Here is a 16,254-nt window from a genome sequence, read left to right as displayed (position 1 = left end):
GCACGCAACCGCTGCCGCGATTGCACGGTGCACACCGGCGCCTCGCTCGGCACGTCACGCATCGGTCGCACGCTGCCGGCCAGCACAGCGCACCGATGAACGTGCCAGGCGCTTTGCCGATCCTGTCGGGATCACTCTGGCAGGGAATGAAAAACCTAACTCGCCAGCGACTGGTCATTTTTTCGCCACCCATCTTGACAGCGTTGCGGGCCGGGGCCTGTACGCACTTGTCCACAGCCTTGTGCAGCGTCCATCCACAGGGGGTGTGGAAAACCTGCGCAGCTTGGCAGGCACTGCAGGGCTTGCGCGCAACGTCAGCGTGTGCGACGCGATAAGCCGCATCGCCGCACATCCGTCTGGCTGATGGCACAACGCCTGCCGCCGCATGCATGCCTCTGCTCGAGGCATGCCGTCACCACCAGCATTCGACCCGACGCGCAGCACCGCCACCTCACAGTGGCGATGCATGCTCAGCACCGGATCACCCGACGATGACGTGTGGCACGAAGCGCGAAGTGTCGCGGGTGATCGGGCCGTCGTCGTCGCGCATACCCAAACCGGCGGGGCGATCGGCCACCACCCAGCTGCCCACCAGGGCATGCCGGCCGTCGAACACCGGCAACGGATGATGTGCCTGCAGGATCGCCGGTCCATCCATATACGGCCCATCGGTCTGCGCGGCGTCGCCTTGTGCGGTCACCAGCGAAATGTTGGCGCCCTCGCGCGACAGCAGCGGCTTGCGCACCCAGCCTGCCGTCGGCGCCTCGCCGGCTTGCGCAAACCGCGCAGGCAACAGGTTGGGATGGCCCTGATGCCGTTCCCACAGCAGCGGCAGGATGCCCTTGTTGCTCAATACCGATTTCCACGCCGGCTCGATCAGGCGCACGCGGTTGGCGCACAGCGCCGGGCCGAAGCGCTCTTCCATCATGAATTCCAGCGGGTAGAGCTTGAACAGGGTCTGGATCACCCGATCCTGCTCATCGGTGAACCAGCCCTCGGCACTGAGGCCGATGTCTTCGATGGCCACTTCTTCGGTGCTGATGCCCACCTGATGTGCGCAGTCGCGCAGGTAACGCACCGTGGCGCGATCTTCCAGCGAATCGCGTACCGCCGAAAAATGCATCTGCGCACCGATCGCGCCATCCACCGCCAACGCGCCCAGGGTCTCGCACAGCAGATCCTGGATCAGGTTGTACTGATCGGTGCCCTTGGGCAACGCACCGGCGGCAATCTGCTGCTCCAGCCACAACCACTGGAAATACGCCGACTCGTACAGCGACGTCGGCGTGTCGTAATTGAGCTCGTACAACTTGGCCGGGCCGTTGCCGGAGTACGCCAGGTCCATGCGGCCATACAGATGCGGGTCGCGGTTCTTCCACGAATTGGCGATCCAGTCCCAATAGAACGGCGGAATCGCCAGCTGCGTCATCAGCTGTTCGGAGCCCACCACCTCGTCCACCAACTGCATCGCCATGTCGTGCAGGTCTTGCGTGGGCGCTTCGATGTCGTCTTCGATCTGCTGCAGCGAAAACGCGTAGTACGCGCTTTCGTCCCAGTACGGCTCGCCGTCGATGGTGTGAAAATGGAAACCGAGCGACTCGGCCTGCGCGCGCCAATCCGGCCGTTCGGCAATTGCGATGCGTTGCATGTCAGCCGCCGAATCCGGAACTGCGCCCGCCGCTGCCGAACGAGCTGCGCGCCGCCGCACTGGAGCCGAAACCCGAGCGCGACACGGTGATCGCGCGCGTCGGCATGTCGATCGCACCGCTGCGGCCGCGCACGGTGCCGATGCGGTTGCTGGCCAGATCGCCGTTGGGCTTGTAATACCCACCGCTGCGGTAATCGCGGTACAGCGGGATCGAGCCGCCATAGCGATAGCCGCCGCCACCGCTCATGTTGCCCAGTGCGTAGCCCAGCAGAAAACCGCCCATCGGCGGGATCCAGCTCTGCTGGCCCTGCGCCGTCTGCACCGCCGTACAACTGCCGAACTGCTCGTCGCACTCGTAACGCGTATTGAAGCGCGGGGCTGCCTGCTGGTGCTTGGTCACCGCCTCGTCGTAGGCCTTGAGGCATTGCTGGATATCGGTCTGTTCCTGCTTGATCTTGTAGCAGTCGGAGGCCGATTGCAGCACCACACCCGTTTCCGGTTCGGAACCGCAACCGGTAACCAGCGCGGCCGGCAATGCGGCCATCAGGGTGAGTTTGAGATTGCGTGATCGCTTCATGCCTGCGCTCCGTTACGGCGTGATCGCTGCGGCATTGATCAGCCCGACCGCGATCGAGACACCAGCCGAAAAGATGCCGGCGGCGGCGACGTTGTCGGTGATCTGCCGCGAGATGCGCCCGGCCACCAGATTGGCCAGCAGATACGCCACCACCTGGATGCCGCAGGCGACCACGCCCCAGATCAGCGCATCGATCAGGCTCACCGAGTGGGTGATGGCCGAATGCAGCGGCAAGGCCACGCCGATCAAATTGCCGGCCAGCGCGGTGGCGGCCGCCACATTGCCCTGCCGCAGCAGGGTGAAATCCTTGTGCGGGGTGACCAGGGTCACCAGTACCACCGAGACGATCAACACGCCCAGGCCGGTACCGAAGTAGGAAACAAACGCGAGAAAACTTTGCAGGTTGATCGGGTTCATGGCAGGACCAGGGTAAGGGGAAGACGAGCGCGCACGCTCAGGTGATATCCAGATCGGCGACGGTGACATCGATGCCGACCGCATAGGTGACGCAGAATTCGTTGGGGCCGGAATCCTCACCGGTGACCAGCAGGAACTCTTCGCGCTGCAACGCCGGCACATCGCGGCTATAGAGCATGGCGTAATGGGTCAGGTCGCCATCGCGGCGCGGCGGCTGATAGCGGTACAGCACCTCGTCGTAGGCGATCGGCGGGATGCGCGCACTGTCGTCGGTGGATTGGGTGGCGCGCTCCCAGCGCTTGCCGGCGTACTCGATCTGCGCCGCGCCCAGATGCGGGTGCTGCATCACGAACTCCTGGAAGGCCTGCTTGCTCGGCGGGTTCACCGTCTCGCAATACACGAACGCCTTCATCGCCTCCAGATCGCCGCCGACCGTGGTGACCTGCAAGAACGCATCGTCATCCAGATAGAACCGATGCAGCGAATAGCCATCGCCCAGATTGACGTGGCCGTAGCACGGGATGCCCTGATTTCCGCCCGGCAACTCGGCAGTCATGGCATCCGGCGCCATGCGGTACAAGGTGGTGTCGATCTCCACCTGACCACCGACGCGCAGGCCCAGCGGCAGCGTGTGGCCGATCGCGCCGCTACCGGTGGTGGGCAGCGGCGGCGGCTGTGGTTGACCGAACAACTTGCTGAAAAAACTCATCGTCATGCACCTCGTGGCGATGTAGGAATGGAAGCAGCCGCTGGGCGCAGGGCCTGCCATGCGATGGCGTGCACCGGCACGCGCTGCTCGGCCAGGTAATACAGCATGGCACCGGCGGCCACTGCGGTGTGTGCGGGCGGGTTCAGCCGTAACGCGCCATCGGGGGCGCGCAGGCCCAACAGCAAGGCGCCCCGCTGACTGAAATCCGCAGCCAGCAGGCTGTAATCCAGCGGCATCGCATCGGCCGGAACCATCAGGCTGAACTGGGTGGGGCCGTCATCCACCGACAGCAGCTCGGCGGTGATCGCCGCGCTGCCCGGATCCTGCGCAGCGCGCGCCAGGATCTCGGCAGTCATCGGTCGTGTGCATTCGATCGCCGGATAGTGGCAGTTGACCAGGCGCGCGGCGCTGCCCGAGTCGAAATGCGCCACCACATGCGCACGCGGCGCATGCGCCATCAACGCGAAGACTGCGGCCAATGTCTGGTCGTCCGACGGCGGGTTGACGATCACCCGCGCCGCGCCTGCGATGCCGGCACGCAGGTACACCTCGGTATGGGTGTACGACTCGGCGGCGATGAAGCGCATGTGGTCGGGCATCGGGTTCTCGGCCACGCCCTCGGCGATCAGCACCACGCCTTCGTCGTCGGTGGCGGTGTCGGACAGCAACAGCTCCAGCAAGCGGGTGGAGGCGGCGCCCTGCCAACCGATCAGGATGGTATGCCCGCGCAGGTCGGCGTAAGCCATCTTGCCCATGTGGTGGCGCCTCCAGAAAGTGATGAGCACGCCGCTGGTCTTGGCCAGCACCGTGGCGAACAACGCCACTGCGCCCGGCATCAACACGAACGCGGCGATATAGCGCCCGGCCACCGAGCCCGGCGACAGGTCGCCGTAGCCGATGGTGGTGGCGGTGGTCATGTAGTAGTACGGAAACGCGTCCAGGCCGACGAGCTTGTGCTCGCCGGCCAGCAGCAACAACAGCCAGCTCAGCCCCATGTGCGCCAGCAGGGCCAGCGCCACCATGCCCCAGCTGACGCGGCGCACGTGGCGTCGCAACACCCGGAACAGCTTTCCGACAATGATCATGGCGCGTCCTGTGCCGTGCGGTGGATCAGCTGTCGCTGCGTGGAACCTGCTGCACGTCGCGCACCTGGCCGATCAGCGGTGCGCTGCCGCCAGCGTTGTCGTGACCGAGCTGGGCCGGCTTCTTGAAGCGCGCCAGCACGGCGGCGGCGTTGGACTCGCCTTCCATCAGGCCGGCCGCAGCCAGACGCCGATTGAGATCGCCGTCGCCGCTGGACGCTTCCAGTTCTTCGGCCGATTCGATGCGTGCGGAGGTTTCGGCCTGACGCGCCTTGATGCGCTCCAGCGATTCCAGCGCCGAGCCCATCTTGCTGCTGGCGCCCGAATGGCGAGCGGCAATCGCCGCCTGCGCCTTCTGCACCGCGTCGGTGGCCTTGACCGTATCGATCTGCTGGCGCATGCCGCGCAGCTGGTTCTCGGTCTTCTGGATGGTGGCCTTGAGCGTCACCACCGACTGGTCGAGCGAGGTCTTGGAGGCCTTGTCGCCAGCGTCCTCGCTTTCCAGCGCGGCCAGTTTGGTCGCCACATCGTGGGCCAGCGATTCGTCGCCCTTGGCCAGCGCACCTTCGATATAGCGCGTGTATTCGGCCATCTTGCCGGCGCGCGCGTCGATCTTCTGCTGGGCGAGCTTGCTCTGCGCCATCAGCTTGGTCAGCTCTTCGCGCGAGCGCGTGAGCTGGGCGCCGGCATCGCGCATTTCCTGGTCCAGGATGCGCAGCGCATTGGCGTCAACGGCCTTCTGGCCGGTTTCGTGTGCAGTGCCACGCAGCAGCGTGATCAGCTTGGAAAAAATACTCATGGCAACACGCCTTTAGGAAAAGAACGGCTTGAGAGATTCGGCGGCATCCAGCGTATTGGCCGCCAGGGTCTGGATTTCCTCGTCGATCTGGTCGAGCGTGGACGACGCCGACAGTTCGCCGAAGACCACATAGCTATCCTTGCCATCGACCTGGACCAGGCCCAGGTTGGACAAGGGATTGAGCGGATTGAGCCGTAGGCAGGCATCGTTGAAGGCCGCCCGATCGCTGACCTGGTCGGCATTGGCCAGCAGCGTGGACACGAACACCTGCGAGCCGGAGGCCGCAACCTGGATCTGCATGTCGCCATGGTCGGCCAGGGTGAGGTTGATGGCCGGCTCCAGGCCGTCGATCAACTCGACCTCGATCGGCTGGTCGCGGTAGCGCTCGGCCAGCAGGCCGTGCAATTCGACAGTGGTGTACTGCGTCATAGGATGTCCTGTCCTTTGGTCATGGAGCGATGTGATGCAGCAAGAGTCGTGCAATGGGCGGACATACTACAGACTGTTTGCGACCGGCAGAAAGGGCCCGAAGTCAGCTGGTCAGGCAAGCTGCAGGCGGAAGCAGACCACCCGTTCAGTTGGCTCGAAACCGCACGCCGCATGCGCCGCCTGGGCGCCGCTGTCTTCCAGCCGCGCATCGGAGGCCAGCTCCACGCAGCCCTGATCCCGGGTCCACTCGGCCGCCGCGGCAACCAGCGCACGACCGAGACCGCGGCCGCGCCAGGCCGGAATCACATACCACCCTTCCAGAAAGCCCACCGGCGTGCTGTCGGTGCCATTGACGTATTCGTGGCGCACCGAGACCTCGGCAAACCCCAGCGCCGCATCCGCATCGTCCACCACCACCAGGTAGCGGGCCTCTGATTGCGCCAGCGCGGACTGCAGCTCGTCCAGGCCATCGTCGGCATCCGGCCACAAGGCCAGGCGCAAGGCCAGCAAGGCCCGTGCATCGGTACCGACCGCCGCGCGCACCCGCCAGCCGGCCTGCGCGCTCACGGATACAGCATCCGCTTGCTCCAGCGGCTGGCCGCATCGGCCTCGTAGCGCCAGCGCTCGTGCAGGCGGAACTTGGCGCCGTACCAGAACTCGAACGCCTGCGGCACCACCCGGAACCCGCTCCAGCCATCCGGGCGCGGCACCTCGCGCCCGTCGAAGGTGGCTTCGACCTTGGCGATCGCCGCATCGAACTCCTCGCGCGAGCCCAGCGTCTGCGACTGCAGCGAGGCCCAGGCGCCGATCTGGCTCATGCGCGGGCGCGAGGCGAAATAGGCATCGGCTTCGTCCGCGCTCACCAGTTGCACGCCCCCTTCGATGCGTACCTGGATCCCGGCCTCGCGCAGGCTGCGCCACAGAAACAGCAATGCCGCCTGCGGGTGGGTCTGCAGGTCGCGGCCCTTGGCGCTGTCCAGATGGGTGTAGAACACGAATCCGCGCGCATCGAAGGCCTTGAGCAACACGGTGCGTGCGCTCGGCCGGCCATCCACATTGGCAGTGGCCACGGTCATCGCGCTGGCTTCGAGTTCGGCGCTGTCGTGGGCCTCGGCGTACAGCGCGGTGAAGGTGGCAAGAGCTTCTGCGTACAGGTCGGTCATGGCGGTGCGCGGGTGGCAAGATTGGTGCCTATTGTGGGCGCATCGCGCGCGCTTCGCCTATGTCCGTGTTGTCGCAGCATGCGCATGCTGCGCGCCGGCAGGCCGTGTGATGTGAGCGGATGCGGCAGACACGCGTGCTGCCGGGATCGATCCGGCCGCACAGAGCGGCCCGATGCGCGGGCGTGAATGCTACGATCCGTGCGAATGAACCCCGCTCCCAATCTCGTGATGGTCGGCCCGATGGGCGCCGGAAAAAGCTGCATCGGCCGCCGCCTGGCCGAGCGCTTCGGGTTGGAGTTCGTCGACGTGGATCAGGCCATCGTCGAGCAGGTCGGCAGCAGCATCCCGGCGATCTTCGAACAGCACGGCGAAGCACGGTTTCGGCAGCACGAGCTCGCAACCTTGCGGGCATTGCTGGAGCAGGACAACAAGCTGATCTCCACCGGTGGCGGCGCGGTGCTGGATCCACTCAACCGCCAGCGCATCCGCGAGCGCGGGTTCGTGGTGTACCTGCACGTGAGCGTGCCGGCGCAGCTGACCCGGCTGGCGCGCGACCGCAATCGTCCGCTGTTGCAGCGCGCCGACCGCGAACAAGTCCTGCACGCGATGGCAGCGCAGCGCACCCCGCTGTACCAGGAGGTCGCCGACCTCAGGCTGGAAACCGATCACCTTTCCCCCGCCGAGGCGACCGCGCAGCTGGTGCTGCGTCTGGCCGCGCAATGGCGCATGTCGAGTCCCCCCGCATGACACTTTCACGTTCCTCGCGCAGCGTCGATGTCGACGGCGCGCAGCCTTACACCATCACCATCGCGCCCGGCCTGCTGGCCGACGGCGCGCGTCTGGCCAGCCATGTGCGCGGCCGCCACGTGCTGCTGCTCAGCGACTCGCAGGTCGCCCCGCACTACGCGGCCGGCGTGCGCAGCGCACTGCTGCAGGCGCGCCCGGACCTGCAGCTGGGCGAGCTGGTGATCGCGGCCGGCGAAGCGTCCAAGACGCTGGACAATTTCGGTGCTGCGATCGCCGCGCTGGCCGAATTGGGCGCCACCCGCGATGCCTGCGTGTTCGCGCTCGGCGGCGGCGTGGTCGGCGACCTGGCCGGGTTCGCGGCCGCGTGCTGGATGCGTGGCGTGGACTGCGTGCAGTTGCCCACCAGCCTGCTGGCGATGGTGGATTCGTCGGTCGGCGGCAAGACGGCGGTGGATATCCCGCAGGGCAAGAATCTGGTGGGCGCGTTCCATCCACCACGTGCGGTGATCGCCGACACCGACACCTTGGGCACCCTGCCCGCACGCGAGCTGCGTGCCGGCCTGGCCGAAGTGATCAAGTACGGCGCCATCCGCGACCCGTTGTTCTTCCAGTGGCTGCATGCCGAACGCCGCGCCCTGCTCGATGGCGATGCTGCTGCATTGGCACAGGCGATTGCGCGCAGCTGCGAGCACAAGGCCGAGATCGTGGCGCGCGACCCACTGGAAAAAGGCGAGCGCGCGCTGCTCAACCTGGGCCACACCTTCGGCCACGCGATCGAGACCGAACAAGGCTACGGCGCACCGGGCAACGACAACCTCAACCACGGCGAAGCGGTGGCGGTGGGCATGGTGCTGGCGGCCCGGCTGTCGGCCGCATTGGGCATGAGCGATGCGCAGGACACCGACGCGCTGCGCGCCCTGCTGCACGACTTCGACCTGCCCACCGAGATCCCGCCCGGCCTCTCGCCCGACGCCTTGCTGGGGCGCATGCGCCTGGACAAGAAGAACATCGCCGGCCGCTTGCGCCTGGTGTTGTGGCGCGGCATCGGCAAGGCCGAAGTGGTGCCCGATGTGGACGAAGCCGCCGTGCTGGGGATTCTGGCGCGCTGAGTCGTCCACGGCGGCTCGGGATACTGCCGGGTCGTGGATGCAGCGGAGATCGCGTGACTGAAGCCCCCGGCAGCGGGAACCTGCGCTGGTGAGCGCCAGCGAGATGGCGACGCTGCATCACGGCGTTGGACGCATTGCCCGCCAACCGCTTAACGCGCAGGTTGCACGGCAAACCGGATGCCGCGACATGCTCGGGTTGGATCGGCCGGGCGCGCGCTGGCACCCACCGTGCTTGCCCCAGCACGCCCCAGCATCCCGAAGACCTAGCACCGTTCGCAGCTGCGCGGCCGGTCCGGTCACGCTGCAACTGGCCGTCTCCACGTCCGAATTCCGACTCTCCCCAGCCTTCAGCACCGCCCGGCTACAATCGGCGCCATGCGCATCCTCCTGCAACACGATCCGGGCGGCAACGAACCGCTCCGCTACGTCCAGCTGACCCTGCAACCGGACCTGTTCGGTGGCTGGGAGTTGCTGCGCGAAAGCGGCCAGATCGGTGGACGCACGCAACTGCGGCGGGACCAGTACCTGCAGCAGGAGGAAGCGGACCGTGCCTTCGAGAAGGCGCGCGATACCCACATCAAACGCGGCTTCCAACTCATCACCAGCGGCGCCGACGCGCCGCGCTGAGGACCCCCATGCTCAAGAACGATCGCCTGTTGCGTGCCCTGCGCCGCGAGCCCGTAGACCGCACGCCTGTGTGGCTGATGCGCCAAGCCGGCCGCTATCTGCCCGAATACCGCGCCACCCGCGCGCGCGCCGGCAGCTTCCTGGGCATGGCCAAGAACCCCGAGATCGCCTGTGAAGTGACGTTGCAGCCACTGCAGCGCTTTCCGTTGGACGCGGCGATCCTGTTCTCCGACATCCTGACCATTCCCGATGCGATGGGCCTGGAGCTGTACTTCGTCGAAGGCGAAGGCCCCAAGTTCCGCCATCCGGTGCGCGATGCGGCCGCGATCCATCGGCTGGGCGTGCCGGACATGGAAACCGAGCTGCGCTACGTGATGGATGCGGTGCGGCTGATCCGCCGCGAGCTCGATGGCGCGGTGCCGTTGATCGGTTTCTCCGGCAGTCCGTGGACGCTGGCCTGCTACATGATCGAAGGCGGCGGCAGCAAGGAATACGCGCGCATCAAGGCCATGGCCTTCAACGCGCCGGAGGTGCTGCATCACCTGCTCAGCACTGTCACCGATGCGGTGATCGCGTATCTGTCGGCGCAACGCGCGGCCGGCGCGCAGGCGCTGCAGGTGTTCGACACCTGGGGCGGCGTGTTGTCGCCGGCGATGTACCGCGAATTCTCGCTGCCCTATCTCACCCGCATCGCACGCGAGCTGGAACGCGGCGACGGCGCGCAGCGCACCCCGCTGGTGCTGTTCGGCAAGGGCAACGGCGCCTACGTGAGCGAGTTGGCGGCCAGTGGCGCCGATGCGGTGGGGGTGGACTGGACCATCTCGCTGGCCGACGCCGCCGAGCGCGCCGGTGGCCGCGTCGCGCTGCAGGGCAACCTGGATCCGGCCACCTTGTACGGCTCGCCCGACGCGATCCGCGCCGAAGTCGGCAAGACCCTGGACAGCTACGCACAAGGCAATGGCGGCTCGCGCGAAGGCCACGTCTTCAACCTCGGCCACGGCATGTCGCCGGACATGAATCCGGACCATGTCGGCGTGCTGGTCGACGCCGTGCAGACGCTGAGCAAGCGGTGATGCACCGCGCGATGGACAGCGCATCGGCGCTGTCGATCGCGCGAAGGGTCGATGATCCATATTGGAATGCGTGGAGCCAGTTGACCTGGCCGGCCGCTGCGGCAGACCGCGATGTATTCAATCACCGACCCGCACGATACCGTGTGCATTCGACCACGGCATCGATAACCGAAGATCGGCCACGCGCCCGCGCATGCGATGCCGCGCCACCGCGATAACGGCCTGCACAGTTGCCGTCCTTTCATCTTGCTGCGATCGCGACGCGGCTTGATGGCGCACAGGCCACGCCATGCGCAACCCGCGTTATCGCTCTTCCAACCGAAGCCGCATGCTGCTGGGTCGCAGAATTGATCGCGCCTGCAATCAATCGTGTCTCTCTACCAGGCATGAAACGCCGTTGCCCGCGGTTATTGAAAACGGCGAAGAAAACGCCGGCCATTGACGACCCACGCGATCGCGATTCGGCTCGCACACCAGACGCCAGACAGAAACTCCCCTAGTGGAGTTCGGTTACCGCTTGCGTTCGCAACCGGAGACGACCACACCAACACGGCGGCGCATCCATCGCCGTAACGACAAGCGGACACGAGCGTAATCGCTGCGATCTGCACGGTGGGATCAAGATCCGGACATCATCGATCCCGCCCTGGTTTTTGGTCAATCACGTTGCGATTCATGCGCAGATGCACCGCATTGACCAAAAAGATCGCAGGCATCCACATGGCGACCGTAATCGCCGATCTGTTCTCCGTCGATAAAACCGGCATTACCGTTATTTACACCAATTCTCCGGCGCGATATCGCCTTATCGTCTGTTCACGGTGATGCGGTGCCAACCCCGCAAGTTCCCTGGCGGAACGAGCGATCGACCTGGCCGTGACACCGTTGCGTTCGACCGAGCCTTCCACATCATCCGCATGACCCAAGGAGCGAGACATGGCATTTCCGACGTCCGTCAACGACCAAATCACCGACTCTGTTACCCAGGCCAATACCAAAGTGTTGGGCGATGCCCCGGCCATTGCCATGGGCAACCTCTACCAGGCCACCGCACAGGCGCTGGCCAACGCAGCGCACAACGCGACCAACGCACAGCAGCAGAGTTACGTCACCGCGCAGTCGGCCACCACGATGGGCGTGGCGACGCTGTATTCCATCGACACTGCCACCACCGGCGTGGCGACCAAGCAGATTCTGAGCACCGGCGTGAAGGGCCTGGGCTGAGCCAACCGCATTGACCCCTGGCACACAAGGAGCACGACATGGCATTTCCGACCGCAGTCAATAACCAGATCACCGATTCCGTTACCCAGGTCAACACCAAGGTCCTGGGCGATGCACCGGCGATCGCGATGGGCAATCTTTATCAGGCAACCGCGCAAGCCCTGGCCAATGCCGCCCACAACGCCACCAACGCCCAGCAGCAGAGCTATGTCACCGCGCAGTCGGCCACCACGATGGGCGTGGCGACGCTGTACTCCATCGACACCGCCACCACCGGCGTCGTCACCAAGCAGTTGCTGAGCGTTTAATCGCCCGGCTGACGCCAAGGACATCAGCCAATGGCATTTCCCACCGCCGTCAACGACCAGATCACCGATTCGGTCTCCCAGGCCAACCTGCAGGTATTGGGGAGCGCTCCCGCCGCAGCCATGGGCAATCTGTACCAGGCCACCGCGCAAGCGCTGGCAAATGCGGCGCATAACGCAACGCTGGCGCAACAACAGATGTATGTGACCGCACAGGCAGCCACCACGATGGGCGTCTCGCTGCTGTACTCGCTCGATACCGGCACCACCGGTGCCGCCACCCGGAAGATTCTCGGCTAACGCTAACGCCGCGGGCTCTTCTTTCTTTCACTCCACCAAGGAACTATCACCATGGCCTTTCCGACTGCCGTAAATAGCCAGATCACCGATTCCGTTTCTCAGGTCAACACCAAGGTCCTTGGCGATGCGCCAGCGATCGCAATGGGCAATCTGTTCGTTGCAACCAGCCAGGCGCTGTCGAACGCCGCGCACAACGCCACCAACAACCAGCAGCAGTCCTACGTGACGATGCAGGCGTCGACGACGCAGGGTGTGTCCACCCTGTACTCGATCGATACCGCATCCGACGGCGTGGCCACGCGCGAAATCCTGAGCGCCGGGCTGCGGTAAACGCCAACCAGGCGCCGCTGCCGCATGAGCGGCGCCTGGATCGCGGCGCGACGCCCTGGCACAGACAGACAAGCCGCTCGGTCATCCAGGCGAGGCTTGTTGAATCGAGAAAGGACGCACCATGTTGCATTTACGCAATGTCCCAACCTCCAACACCCTGGACGTGGTTGTGAAGCTGCTCAGGGAGCACACCATCGTGGCAACGTTGGCGCCGAATCAGAAAGCCGTGATGCATGTCGCTTTCGACAGCATCCTGCCCGACGTTGCCGGAGTCCCGCCGCTGCTGTATCGCCAGCAGCGCGGCGATGCGATCGACGTGGATCACGAGCATGTCGCGTCTCTGGAACGCGTTGCCGATGGCGTGGCGCTGCAATACGCCCGCCGGCACGCTCCGCAGAACACCGTTTTGTTTTCGGCATCGTCAGGCGTTGGACCGCACAAGGCGTTGCCGGCCTAACCACCTCACTGCGGCTGCCCCGTCATGGAGCCTAGCGCGCCTGCAGCAAGCGTCGCCAGCCTGGTTGGCACAGCCGGCACCGGCGCGGCGATGACGCTCGGGCAGGCCCCGGCTTTCGCGATGGGCGCGACGTATCTGGCGCTGTCGGACTCCATCGCGCTGGCGATGGGAAACGCAGTCGCCAGCCAGCAGCGCGGACAGGTTCTTGCAGATGCAGCCCTCACCCAGATTCTTGCCTTAATCATCCAGAAGGGAGCCACTTCGCCATGATCGACGACAGTACCGTGAACAGCCAGATCGTCGACGCGGTCAGCAGCATCGTGACGCTGACCACCGGTCAGGCGCCGGCACAGGCGCTGGGCATGCTCGACGCCGTGATGCTGGAGACGCTCGGCATGGCGATGCACAACGCGGTCAACCGGCAACAGGGCGCCGGCATGATCAATGCGGCGGCGATCACCGCTGCCTGCGCCAAGATGATCTCGGCACCATTTACGGTTGCGGCCCCATTGCCGCCCCCGCCGCCCGGCCCACCTCCGACGGTCGCGCCGTTGCCAGGCCCGCCGCCTGCACCGTCCCCGCCAGCGGCGCTCATCGCTGCCGCAGCCGCGGAAGGCAAGGTGGCTGTCGAAGTGCTGAAAACACAAGCGCAAGGCGCATCGGCAAACGCTGCCACGGCAGCCGCTGATCTCATGGAACTGCATGCGATGAGCGTGCCCCCACAGCCCGCCACTTCCCCACCTGCTCCCGCTGCTGGCTCCGACCATGCTGCCACTGCTGCTCCTGTTTCTGCTGCTACGGCTCCCCCTGCTGCCACACCTCCTCCTGTTCCTGCAGCTGCACCTGCACCTGCTGCTCCTGTTGCACCTGCACCTGCATCTCCATCTGCACTTCCACCTGCGCCAGCACCACCGTCTCAGCCATAACTCCTCGGCACAGACGAGGTGTTCCACCACCAGGCCTCAGTGAAAGGCCACACATCATTCCATGGGAGCGAAGATGGAACCGACGAAGGTCAATGCACAGGTCATCGATGTCATCAACCAGGTCCAGCTGGCGACGATGAGTCCGCAGGTTGTGCTGACCAGCGGGGCCGGAAAGGCCTACCAATCGGTTGCGCAATCGACTGCCATCGCCGTGCAGGACGCCACCGATGCGCTGCGCAACGTCTCGACGATTGCAACCACCGCAGTGGGTGTGGCGATGGCGCAATACCTGGCCACCGGCGACGACAAGTACGTCATCGCGCTGACCCAGGCGCAGGCGCTGATGCAGGGGGCGACGGACGACTTCGCCCGGATCGGTTCGGCGGCGGGGTCGGTGCTCAAGAACTTTCCTGCCGGTTAGCGCATGTCAGGCGCAGTGCGAGACGCCCGGCCGGCGTTCGCTACTGCACGCATCCGACGCGCGGCCTGGGCGACGCCAATGCCATCGCACCGCGCACGCTTGCCAGCGTCGCTACAGATCGCCACAGCACACCGCCGTCGGCGTCGTGGCTCAGCTCGCCTGGTACGCGTCACACCGCAGATAACCCCTGCACCATCAACCCAGGAGGAGTGCCATGACTGTCACGGTCGCAGGTCGCTTGATCAGCATGCCCAGCATGTTGTCTGCACTTTGCAGACATGCATTGAATTTCATCGACGGCGGTATGCAGTGGCTGGACTGGGCGATGCGGTCGCCCGGATCGCGTTACGACTTTTCCGACGAGAGCACCTTGCTCGACGAAGTACAGCAAGGCCTGCATGCCTCGCCTTTCGTGCTGCTTCCGCAACTGGGGCTGAAAGTGAGCCCGATCAAGTTGATGACGCTGAGCCTGAGCGATCTGAACGTGCTTGCGCAAGCCGAAACCGGCGAAAACAACGCGGTACTCAGCGCGCAGCTGCAACGCATCTTCCACGACAACGCGTTGTTTACCGCGAGCGATCTGGGAGCCGGCCGCAGCATGCTCGGCGAGCTCGGGATCGACACCGCAGCGGTCTTCCAGGCACTGAATTTCGAGGACAGCCTGGCGCTACGCGCACTGGCCGCCGAAGCGACGCCCACCACTACGACGCCGGCAGTGCAGAAGGAAGCGGCCGTGTTCGCGGTCGAACAGGCACGCACGCCACTGGAATTCTGCGACTACTACCGCTTCTATCTGTACTACACCGCCGCACAAACGACGCAGGACGAACGCGCGCACGCCGCCGTATCGGGACTGCAGACCCTGTTGCCGCTGCTGTTCCCGACCCTGGATTGCCCTCAGGTGGAAAGATTGCCCTCGCCCGATGAAGTCGAGCGCAGCGTCGCGGAATGGCTCGCCCGTGGCCGGCAGATCGGCTTTGCGCGGCTTTCCCTGGCGGCGCAGCAGATCGCCCAGCACACCAGCTACCGGGGCGGCGACGTGAACAGCGCACGCAACGCGCTGCAGCTTTATCTGCAGTCGGCACAGGCCTTCCTGGTCGCCAACCGCCCCACCCGCGGCGTGCTGGGACAAGACGGCAGCAGCTGCATGTTTTCCATGCAGAACGACACGATGTCGGCCTTGCTGCAGGTCAGCGGCGGCGTGATCTCGCTACGCGACTTCGGTGCAGTGCAGCCCCGCACGACCTCGGTGGCAGCGACCGACACCGACACTGGCACCGACACGGAGTTCGCCTCGTGAGCGCCTCAGCAGAACAGAACGCGCAAGCCGATCCGACCGTGCCTGCCGAGAGCGCCGCAGACGCCGTGCGCAACGCGGTGCATCAAGGGCGCGCTGCCGCTCTGGCGGCGGCACGCCAGAGCGTCGTGCAGGCCGAACAGGCATTGAGCGACATGTTGCGCAATCTCGTCCCATTCCATCCTGTCCCCGCCCCACTGCCCACCGCGGCGCCGACACAACGCGACATCACCAATACGAACGCGCCATGCGCGGCCGATCGCACTCAAGGAGAAAACAGCATGACCGACGACACACAACCGCTGCCGAACGCAGCCAGCGCCTCTGCCACCTCCACCCCGTCCCTGGCCGAGGTCGCACTGCGCACTGCGCAGGAGCAGGTCGCGCAGGCGATGCAGGCCAGCGACCGGGCCGTGCAGCAAGCGGCAACCAGCAGCGATGATTCCGTCGCCCAGGCCGTCGCCAACGCAAACCAGGCCTGGCAACAGGCAGAGCAGGCCGCCAGCGCAGCGGGCGATGCAGCGCAGCGGCAGGCCGAGCAGGCGATCGCTGCGGCCATGCCCACAGCGCAACCGGCTGCAGAAGCGGATGCATCGACACCGGACCGGAGCTGA

23 protein-coding genes and 1 pseudogene are annotated in these 16,254 nt (G+C 65.6%); 14 read left to right on the top strand and 10 right to left on the bottom strand.

Annotation, left to right across the window (positions count from 1 at the left end; all coding sequences use genetic code 11):
- Nucleotides 1-481 precede the first annotated feature (481 nt).
- From GGR61_RS08040 to pdxH, 9 genes are all read right to left on the bottom strand, one after another.
- Entirely contained in the window at nt 482-1,648 is a 1,167-nt protein-coding gene (locus GGR61_RS08040) for a glutathionylspermidine synthase family protein (RefSeq protein WP_184407076.1), read from the bottom strand.
- A gap of 1 nt (nt 1,649) precedes the next feature.
- A complete protein-coding gene (locus tag GGR61_RS08035) occupies nt 1,650-2,225 on the bottom strand; it encodes a DUF1190 domain-containing protein (protein WP_184621064.1) in 576 nt (191 codons plus the stop codon).
- Between the two features lie 12 nt (nt 2,226-2,237).
- On the bottom strand, nt 2,238-2,642 hold the full coding sequence (locus tag GGR61_RS08030; protein ID WP_184621063.1) for a DUF350 domain-containing protein: 405 nt from the start codon (nt 2,640-2,642) through the stop codon (nt 2,238-2,240).
- Nucleotides 2,643-2,679: 37 nt separating this feature from the next.
- Complete coding sequence (locus GGR61_RS08025) at nt 2,680-3,357, bottom strand: YjfK family protein (RefSeq protein ID WP_184621062.1); 678 nt, start codon at nt 3,355-3,357, stop codon at nt 2,680-2,682.
- Nucleotides 3,354-4,436 (bottom strand): ion channel, encoded by a 1,083-nt coding sequence (locus tag GGR61_RS08020; protein ID WP_184621061.1) that lies wholly within the window; start codon nt 4,434-4,436, stop codon nt 3,354-3,356. The genes GGR61_RS08025 and GGR61_RS08020 overlap by 4 nt, the downstream gene beginning before the upstream one ends.
- Before the next feature lie 25 nt (nt 4,437-4,461).
- On the bottom strand, nt 4,462-5,232 hold the full coding sequence (locus tag GGR61_RS08015; protein ID WP_184407081.1) for a PspA/IM30 family protein: 771 nt from the start codon (nt 5,230-5,232) through the stop codon (nt 4,462-4,464).
- 12 nt (nt 5,233-5,244) lie between these two features.
- Entirely contained in the window at nt 5,245-5,661 is a 417-nt protein-coding gene (locus GGR61_RS08010; RefSeq protein WP_005995044.1) for a YjfI family protein, read from the bottom strand.
- 111 nt (nt 5,662-5,772) lie between these two features.
- Entirely contained in the window at nt 5,773-6,204 is a 432-nt protein-coding gene (gene aac(6') / locus GGR61_RS08005) for an aminoglycoside 6'-N-acetyltransferase (protein WP_184621159.1), read from the bottom strand.
- A gap of 20 nt (nt 6,205-6,224) precedes the next feature.
- Complete coding sequence (gene pdxH, locus GGR61_RS08000) at nt 6,225-6,824, bottom strand: pyridoxamine 5'-phosphate oxidase (RefSeq protein WP_184621060.1); 600 nt, start codon at nt 6,822-6,824, stop codon at nt 6,225-6,227.
- 204 nt (nt 6,825-7,028) lie between these two features.
- Here pdxH and GGR61_RS07995 point away from each other — a divergent pair, with 204 nt between their 5' ends.
- The 11 genes and pseudogenes from GGR61_RS07995 to GGR61_RS21115 form a co-directional block, all read left to right on the top strand.
- Nucleotides 7,029-7,571, top strand: a complete 543-nt coding sequence (locus GGR61_RS07995) for a shikimate kinase (protein WP_184407083.1) — start codon at nt 7,029-7,031, stop codon at nt 7,569-7,571.
- Nucleotides 7,568-8,680: a 3-dehydroquinate synthase gene (aroB, locus tag GGR61_RS07990; RefSeq protein WP_184621059.1), complete on the top strand. Its 1,113-nt coding sequence runs from the start codon at nt 7,568-7,570 to the stop codon at nt 8,678-8,680. Before GGR61_RS07995 ends, aroB begins: the two co-directional genes overlap by 4 nt.
- A 375-nt stretch (nt 8,681-9,055) precedes the next feature.
- A complete protein-coding gene (locus GGR61_RS07985; protein WP_184407085.1) occupies nt 9,056-9,307 on the top strand; it encodes a WGR domain-containing protein in 252 nt (83 codons plus the stop codon).
- 8 nt (nt 9,308-9,315) lie between these two features.
- A complete protein-coding gene (gene hemE / locus GGR61_RS07980) occupies nt 9,316-10,380 on the top strand; it encodes a uroporphyrinogen decarboxylase (protein ID WP_184407086.1) in 1,065 nt (354 codons plus the stop codon).
- 936 nt (nt 10,381-11,316) lie between these two features.
- On the top strand, nt 11,317-11,604 hold the full coding sequence (locus tag GGR61_RS07975; protein WP_184621058.1) for a RebB family R body protein: 288 nt from the start codon (nt 11,317-11,319) through the stop codon (nt 11,602-11,604).
- A gap of 38 nt (nt 11,605-11,642) precedes the next feature.
- Entirely contained in the window at nt 11,643-11,912 is a 270-nt protein-coding gene (locus tag GGR61_RS07970) for a RebB family R body protein (RefSeq protein ID WP_184621057.1), read from the top strand.
- A gap of 30 nt (nt 11,913-11,942) precedes the next feature.
- Complete coding sequence (locus GGR61_RS07965) at nt 11,943-12,209, top strand: RebB family R body protein (protein WP_184621056.1); 267 nt, start codon at nt 11,943-11,945, stop codon at nt 12,207-12,209.
- A 51-nt stretch (nt 12,210-12,260) separates the two neighbouring features.
- Nucleotides 12,261-12,539 carry a RebB family R body protein gene (locus GGR61_RS07960; RefSeq protein WP_022973268.1) on the top strand — a complete coding sequence of 93 codons (279 nt, stop codon included), beginning with the start codon at nt 12,261-12,263 and terminating at the stop codon, nt 12,537-12,539.
- A 121-nt stretch (nt 12,540-12,660) separates the two neighbouring features.
- Nucleotides 12,661-12,996 carry a hypothetical protein gene (locus GGR61_RS07955; protein ID WP_184621055.1) on the top strand — a complete coding sequence of 112 codons (336 nt, stop codon included), beginning with the start codon at nt 12,661-12,663 and terminating at the stop codon, nt 12,994-12,996.
- Nucleotides 12,997-13,020: 24 nt separating this feature from the next.
- On the top strand, nt 13,021-13,266 hold the full coding sequence (locus GGR61_RS21365) for a RebB family R body protein (protein ID WP_184621054.1): 246 nt from the start codon (nt 13,021-13,023) through the stop codon (nt 13,264-13,266).
- Nucleotides 13,263-13,424: pseudogene (locus tag GGR61_RS21115) on the top strand (RebB family R body protein); the annotation flags it as partial. The gene GGR61_RS21365 and the pseudogene GGR61_RS21115, both read left to right, overlap by 4 nt.
- 367 nt (nt 13,425-13,791) lie before the next feature.
- Here the strand turns inward: GGR61_RS21115 and GGR61_RS21110 are convergent.
- Nucleotides 13,792-13,920 carry a hypothetical protein gene (locus GGR61_RS21110; RefSeq protein ID WP_260287302.1) on the bottom strand — a complete coding sequence of 43 codons (129 nt, stop codon included), beginning with the start codon at nt 13,918-13,920 and terminating at the stop codon, nt 13,792-13,794.
- Nucleotides 13,921-13,995: 75 nt separating this feature from the next.
- Between GGR61_RS21110 and GGR61_RS07940 the strand changes: the two genes are divergently transcribed.
- The 3 genes from GGR61_RS07940 (at nt 13,996) to GGR61_RS07930 (ending at nt 16,254) form a co-directional block, all read left to right on the top strand.
- Entirely contained in the window at nt 13,996-14,343 is a 348-nt protein-coding gene (locus GGR61_RS07940) for a hypothetical protein (protein ID WP_184621052.1), read from the top strand.
- Nucleotides 14,344-14,557: 214 nt separating this feature from the next.
- Nucleotides 14,558-15,643 (top strand): hypothetical protein, encoded by a 1,086-nt coding sequence (locus GGR61_RS07935; protein WP_260287207.1) that lies wholly within the window; start codon nt 14,558-14,560, stop codon nt 15,641-15,643.
- A complete protein-coding gene (locus GGR61_RS07930) occupies nt 15,640-16,254 on the top strand; it encodes a hypothetical protein (protein ID WP_184621051.1) in 615 nt (204 codons plus the stop codon). The genes GGR61_RS07935 and GGR61_RS07930 overlap by 4 nt, the downstream gene beginning before the upstream one ends.

It is taken from the genome of Xanthomonas sp. 3058, from assembly GCF_014199765.1.
GTDB lineage: Bacteria > Pseudomonadota > Gammaproteobacteria > Xanthomonadales > Xanthomonadaceae > Xanthomonas > Xanthomonas campestris_B.
The sequence above is the reverse complement of the archived record's forward strand: the minus strand, read 5'-3'. Positions and strand labels throughout refer to the sequence as shown.

What these genes read in the sequence shown, in the direction of transcription:
- GGR61_RS08040 (WP_184407076.1), bottom strand. Translation starts at nt 1,648, where the DNA reads ATGCAACGCATCGCAATTGCCGAACGGCCGGATTGGCGCGCGCAGGCC.
- GGR61_RS08035 (WP_184621064.1), bottom strand. Translation starts at nt 2,225, where the DNA reads ATGAAGCGATCACGCAATCTCAAACTCACCCTGATGGCCGCATTGCCG.
- GGR61_RS08030 (WP_184621063.1), bottom strand. Translation starts at nt 2,642, where the DNA reads ATGAACCCGATCAACCTGCAAAGTTTTCTCGCGTTTGTTTCCTACTTC.
- GGR61_RS08025 (WP_184621062.1), bottom strand. Translation starts at nt 3,357, where the DNA reads ATGACGATGAGTTTTTTCAGCAAGTTGTTCGGTCAACCACAGCCGCCG.
- GGR61_RS08020 (WP_184621061.1), bottom strand. Translation starts at nt 4,436, where the DNA reads ATGATCATTGTCGGAAAGCTGTTCCGGGTGTTGCGACGCCACGTGCGC.
- GGR61_RS08015 (WP_184407081.1), bottom strand. Translation starts at nt 5,232, where the DNA reads ATGAGTATTTTTTCCAAGCTGATCACGCTGCTGCGTGGCACTGCACAC.
- GGR61_RS08010 (WP_005995044.1), bottom strand. Translation starts at nt 5,661, where the DNA reads ATGACGCAGTACACCACTGTCGAATTGCACGGCCTGCTGGCCGAGCGC.
- pdxH (WP_184621060.1), bottom strand. Translation starts at nt 6,824, where the DNA reads ATGACCGACCTGTACGCAGAAGCTCTTGCCACCTTCACCGCGCTGTAC.
- GGR61_RS07995 (WP_184407083.1), top strand. Translation starts at nt 7,029, where the DNA reads ATGAACCCCGCTCCCAATCTCGTGATGGTCGGCCCGATGGGCGCCGGA.
- aroB (WP_184621059.1), top strand. Translation starts at nt 7,568, where the DNA reads ATGACACTTTCACGTTCCTCGCGCAGCGTCGATGTCGACGGCGCGCAG.
- GGR61_RS07985 (WP_184407085.1), top strand. Translation starts at nt 9,056, where the DNA reads ATGCGCATCCTCCTGCAACACGATCCGGGCGGCAACGAACCGCTCCGC.
- hemE (WP_184407086.1), top strand. Translation starts at nt 9,316, where the DNA reads ATGCTCAAGAACGATCGCCTGTTGCGTGCCCTGCGCCGCGAGCCCGTA.
- GGR61_RS07975 (WP_184621058.1), top strand. Translation starts at nt 11,317, where the DNA reads ATGGCATTTCCGACGTCCGTCAACGACCAAATCACCGACTCTGTTACC.
- GGR61_RS07970 (WP_184621057.1), top strand. Translation starts at nt 11,643, where the DNA reads ATGGCATTTCCGACCGCAGTCAATAACCAGATCACCGATTCCGTTACC.
- GGR61_RS07965 (WP_184621056.1), top strand. Translation starts at nt 11,943, where the DNA reads ATGGCATTTCCCACCGCCGTCAACGACCAGATCACCGATTCGGTCTCC.
- GGR61_RS07960 (WP_022973268.1), top strand. Translation starts at nt 12,261, where the DNA reads ATGGCCTTTCCGACTGCCGTAAATAGCCAGATCACCGATTCCGTTTCT.
- GGR61_RS07955 (WP_184621055.1), top strand. Translation starts at nt 12,661, where the DNA reads ATGTTGCATTTACGCAATGTCCCAACCTCCAACACCCTGGACGTGGTT.
- GGR61_RS21365 (WP_184621054.1), top strand. Translation starts at nt 13,021, where the DNA reads ATGGAGCCTAGCGCGCCTGCAGCAAGCGTCGCCAGCCTGGTTGGCACA.
- GGR61_RS21110 (WP_260287302.1), bottom strand. Translation starts at nt 13,920, where the DNA reads ATGGCTGAGACGGTGGTGCTGGCGCAGGTGGAAGTGCAGATGGAGATG.
- GGR61_RS07940 (WP_184621052.1), top strand. Translation starts at nt 13,996, where the DNA reads ATGGAACCGACGAAGGTCAATGCACAGGTCATCGATGTCATCAACCAG.
- GGR61_RS07935 (WP_260287207.1), top strand. Translation starts at nt 14,558, where the DNA reads ATGACTGTCACGGTCGCAGGTCGCTTGATCAGCATGCCCAGCATGTTG.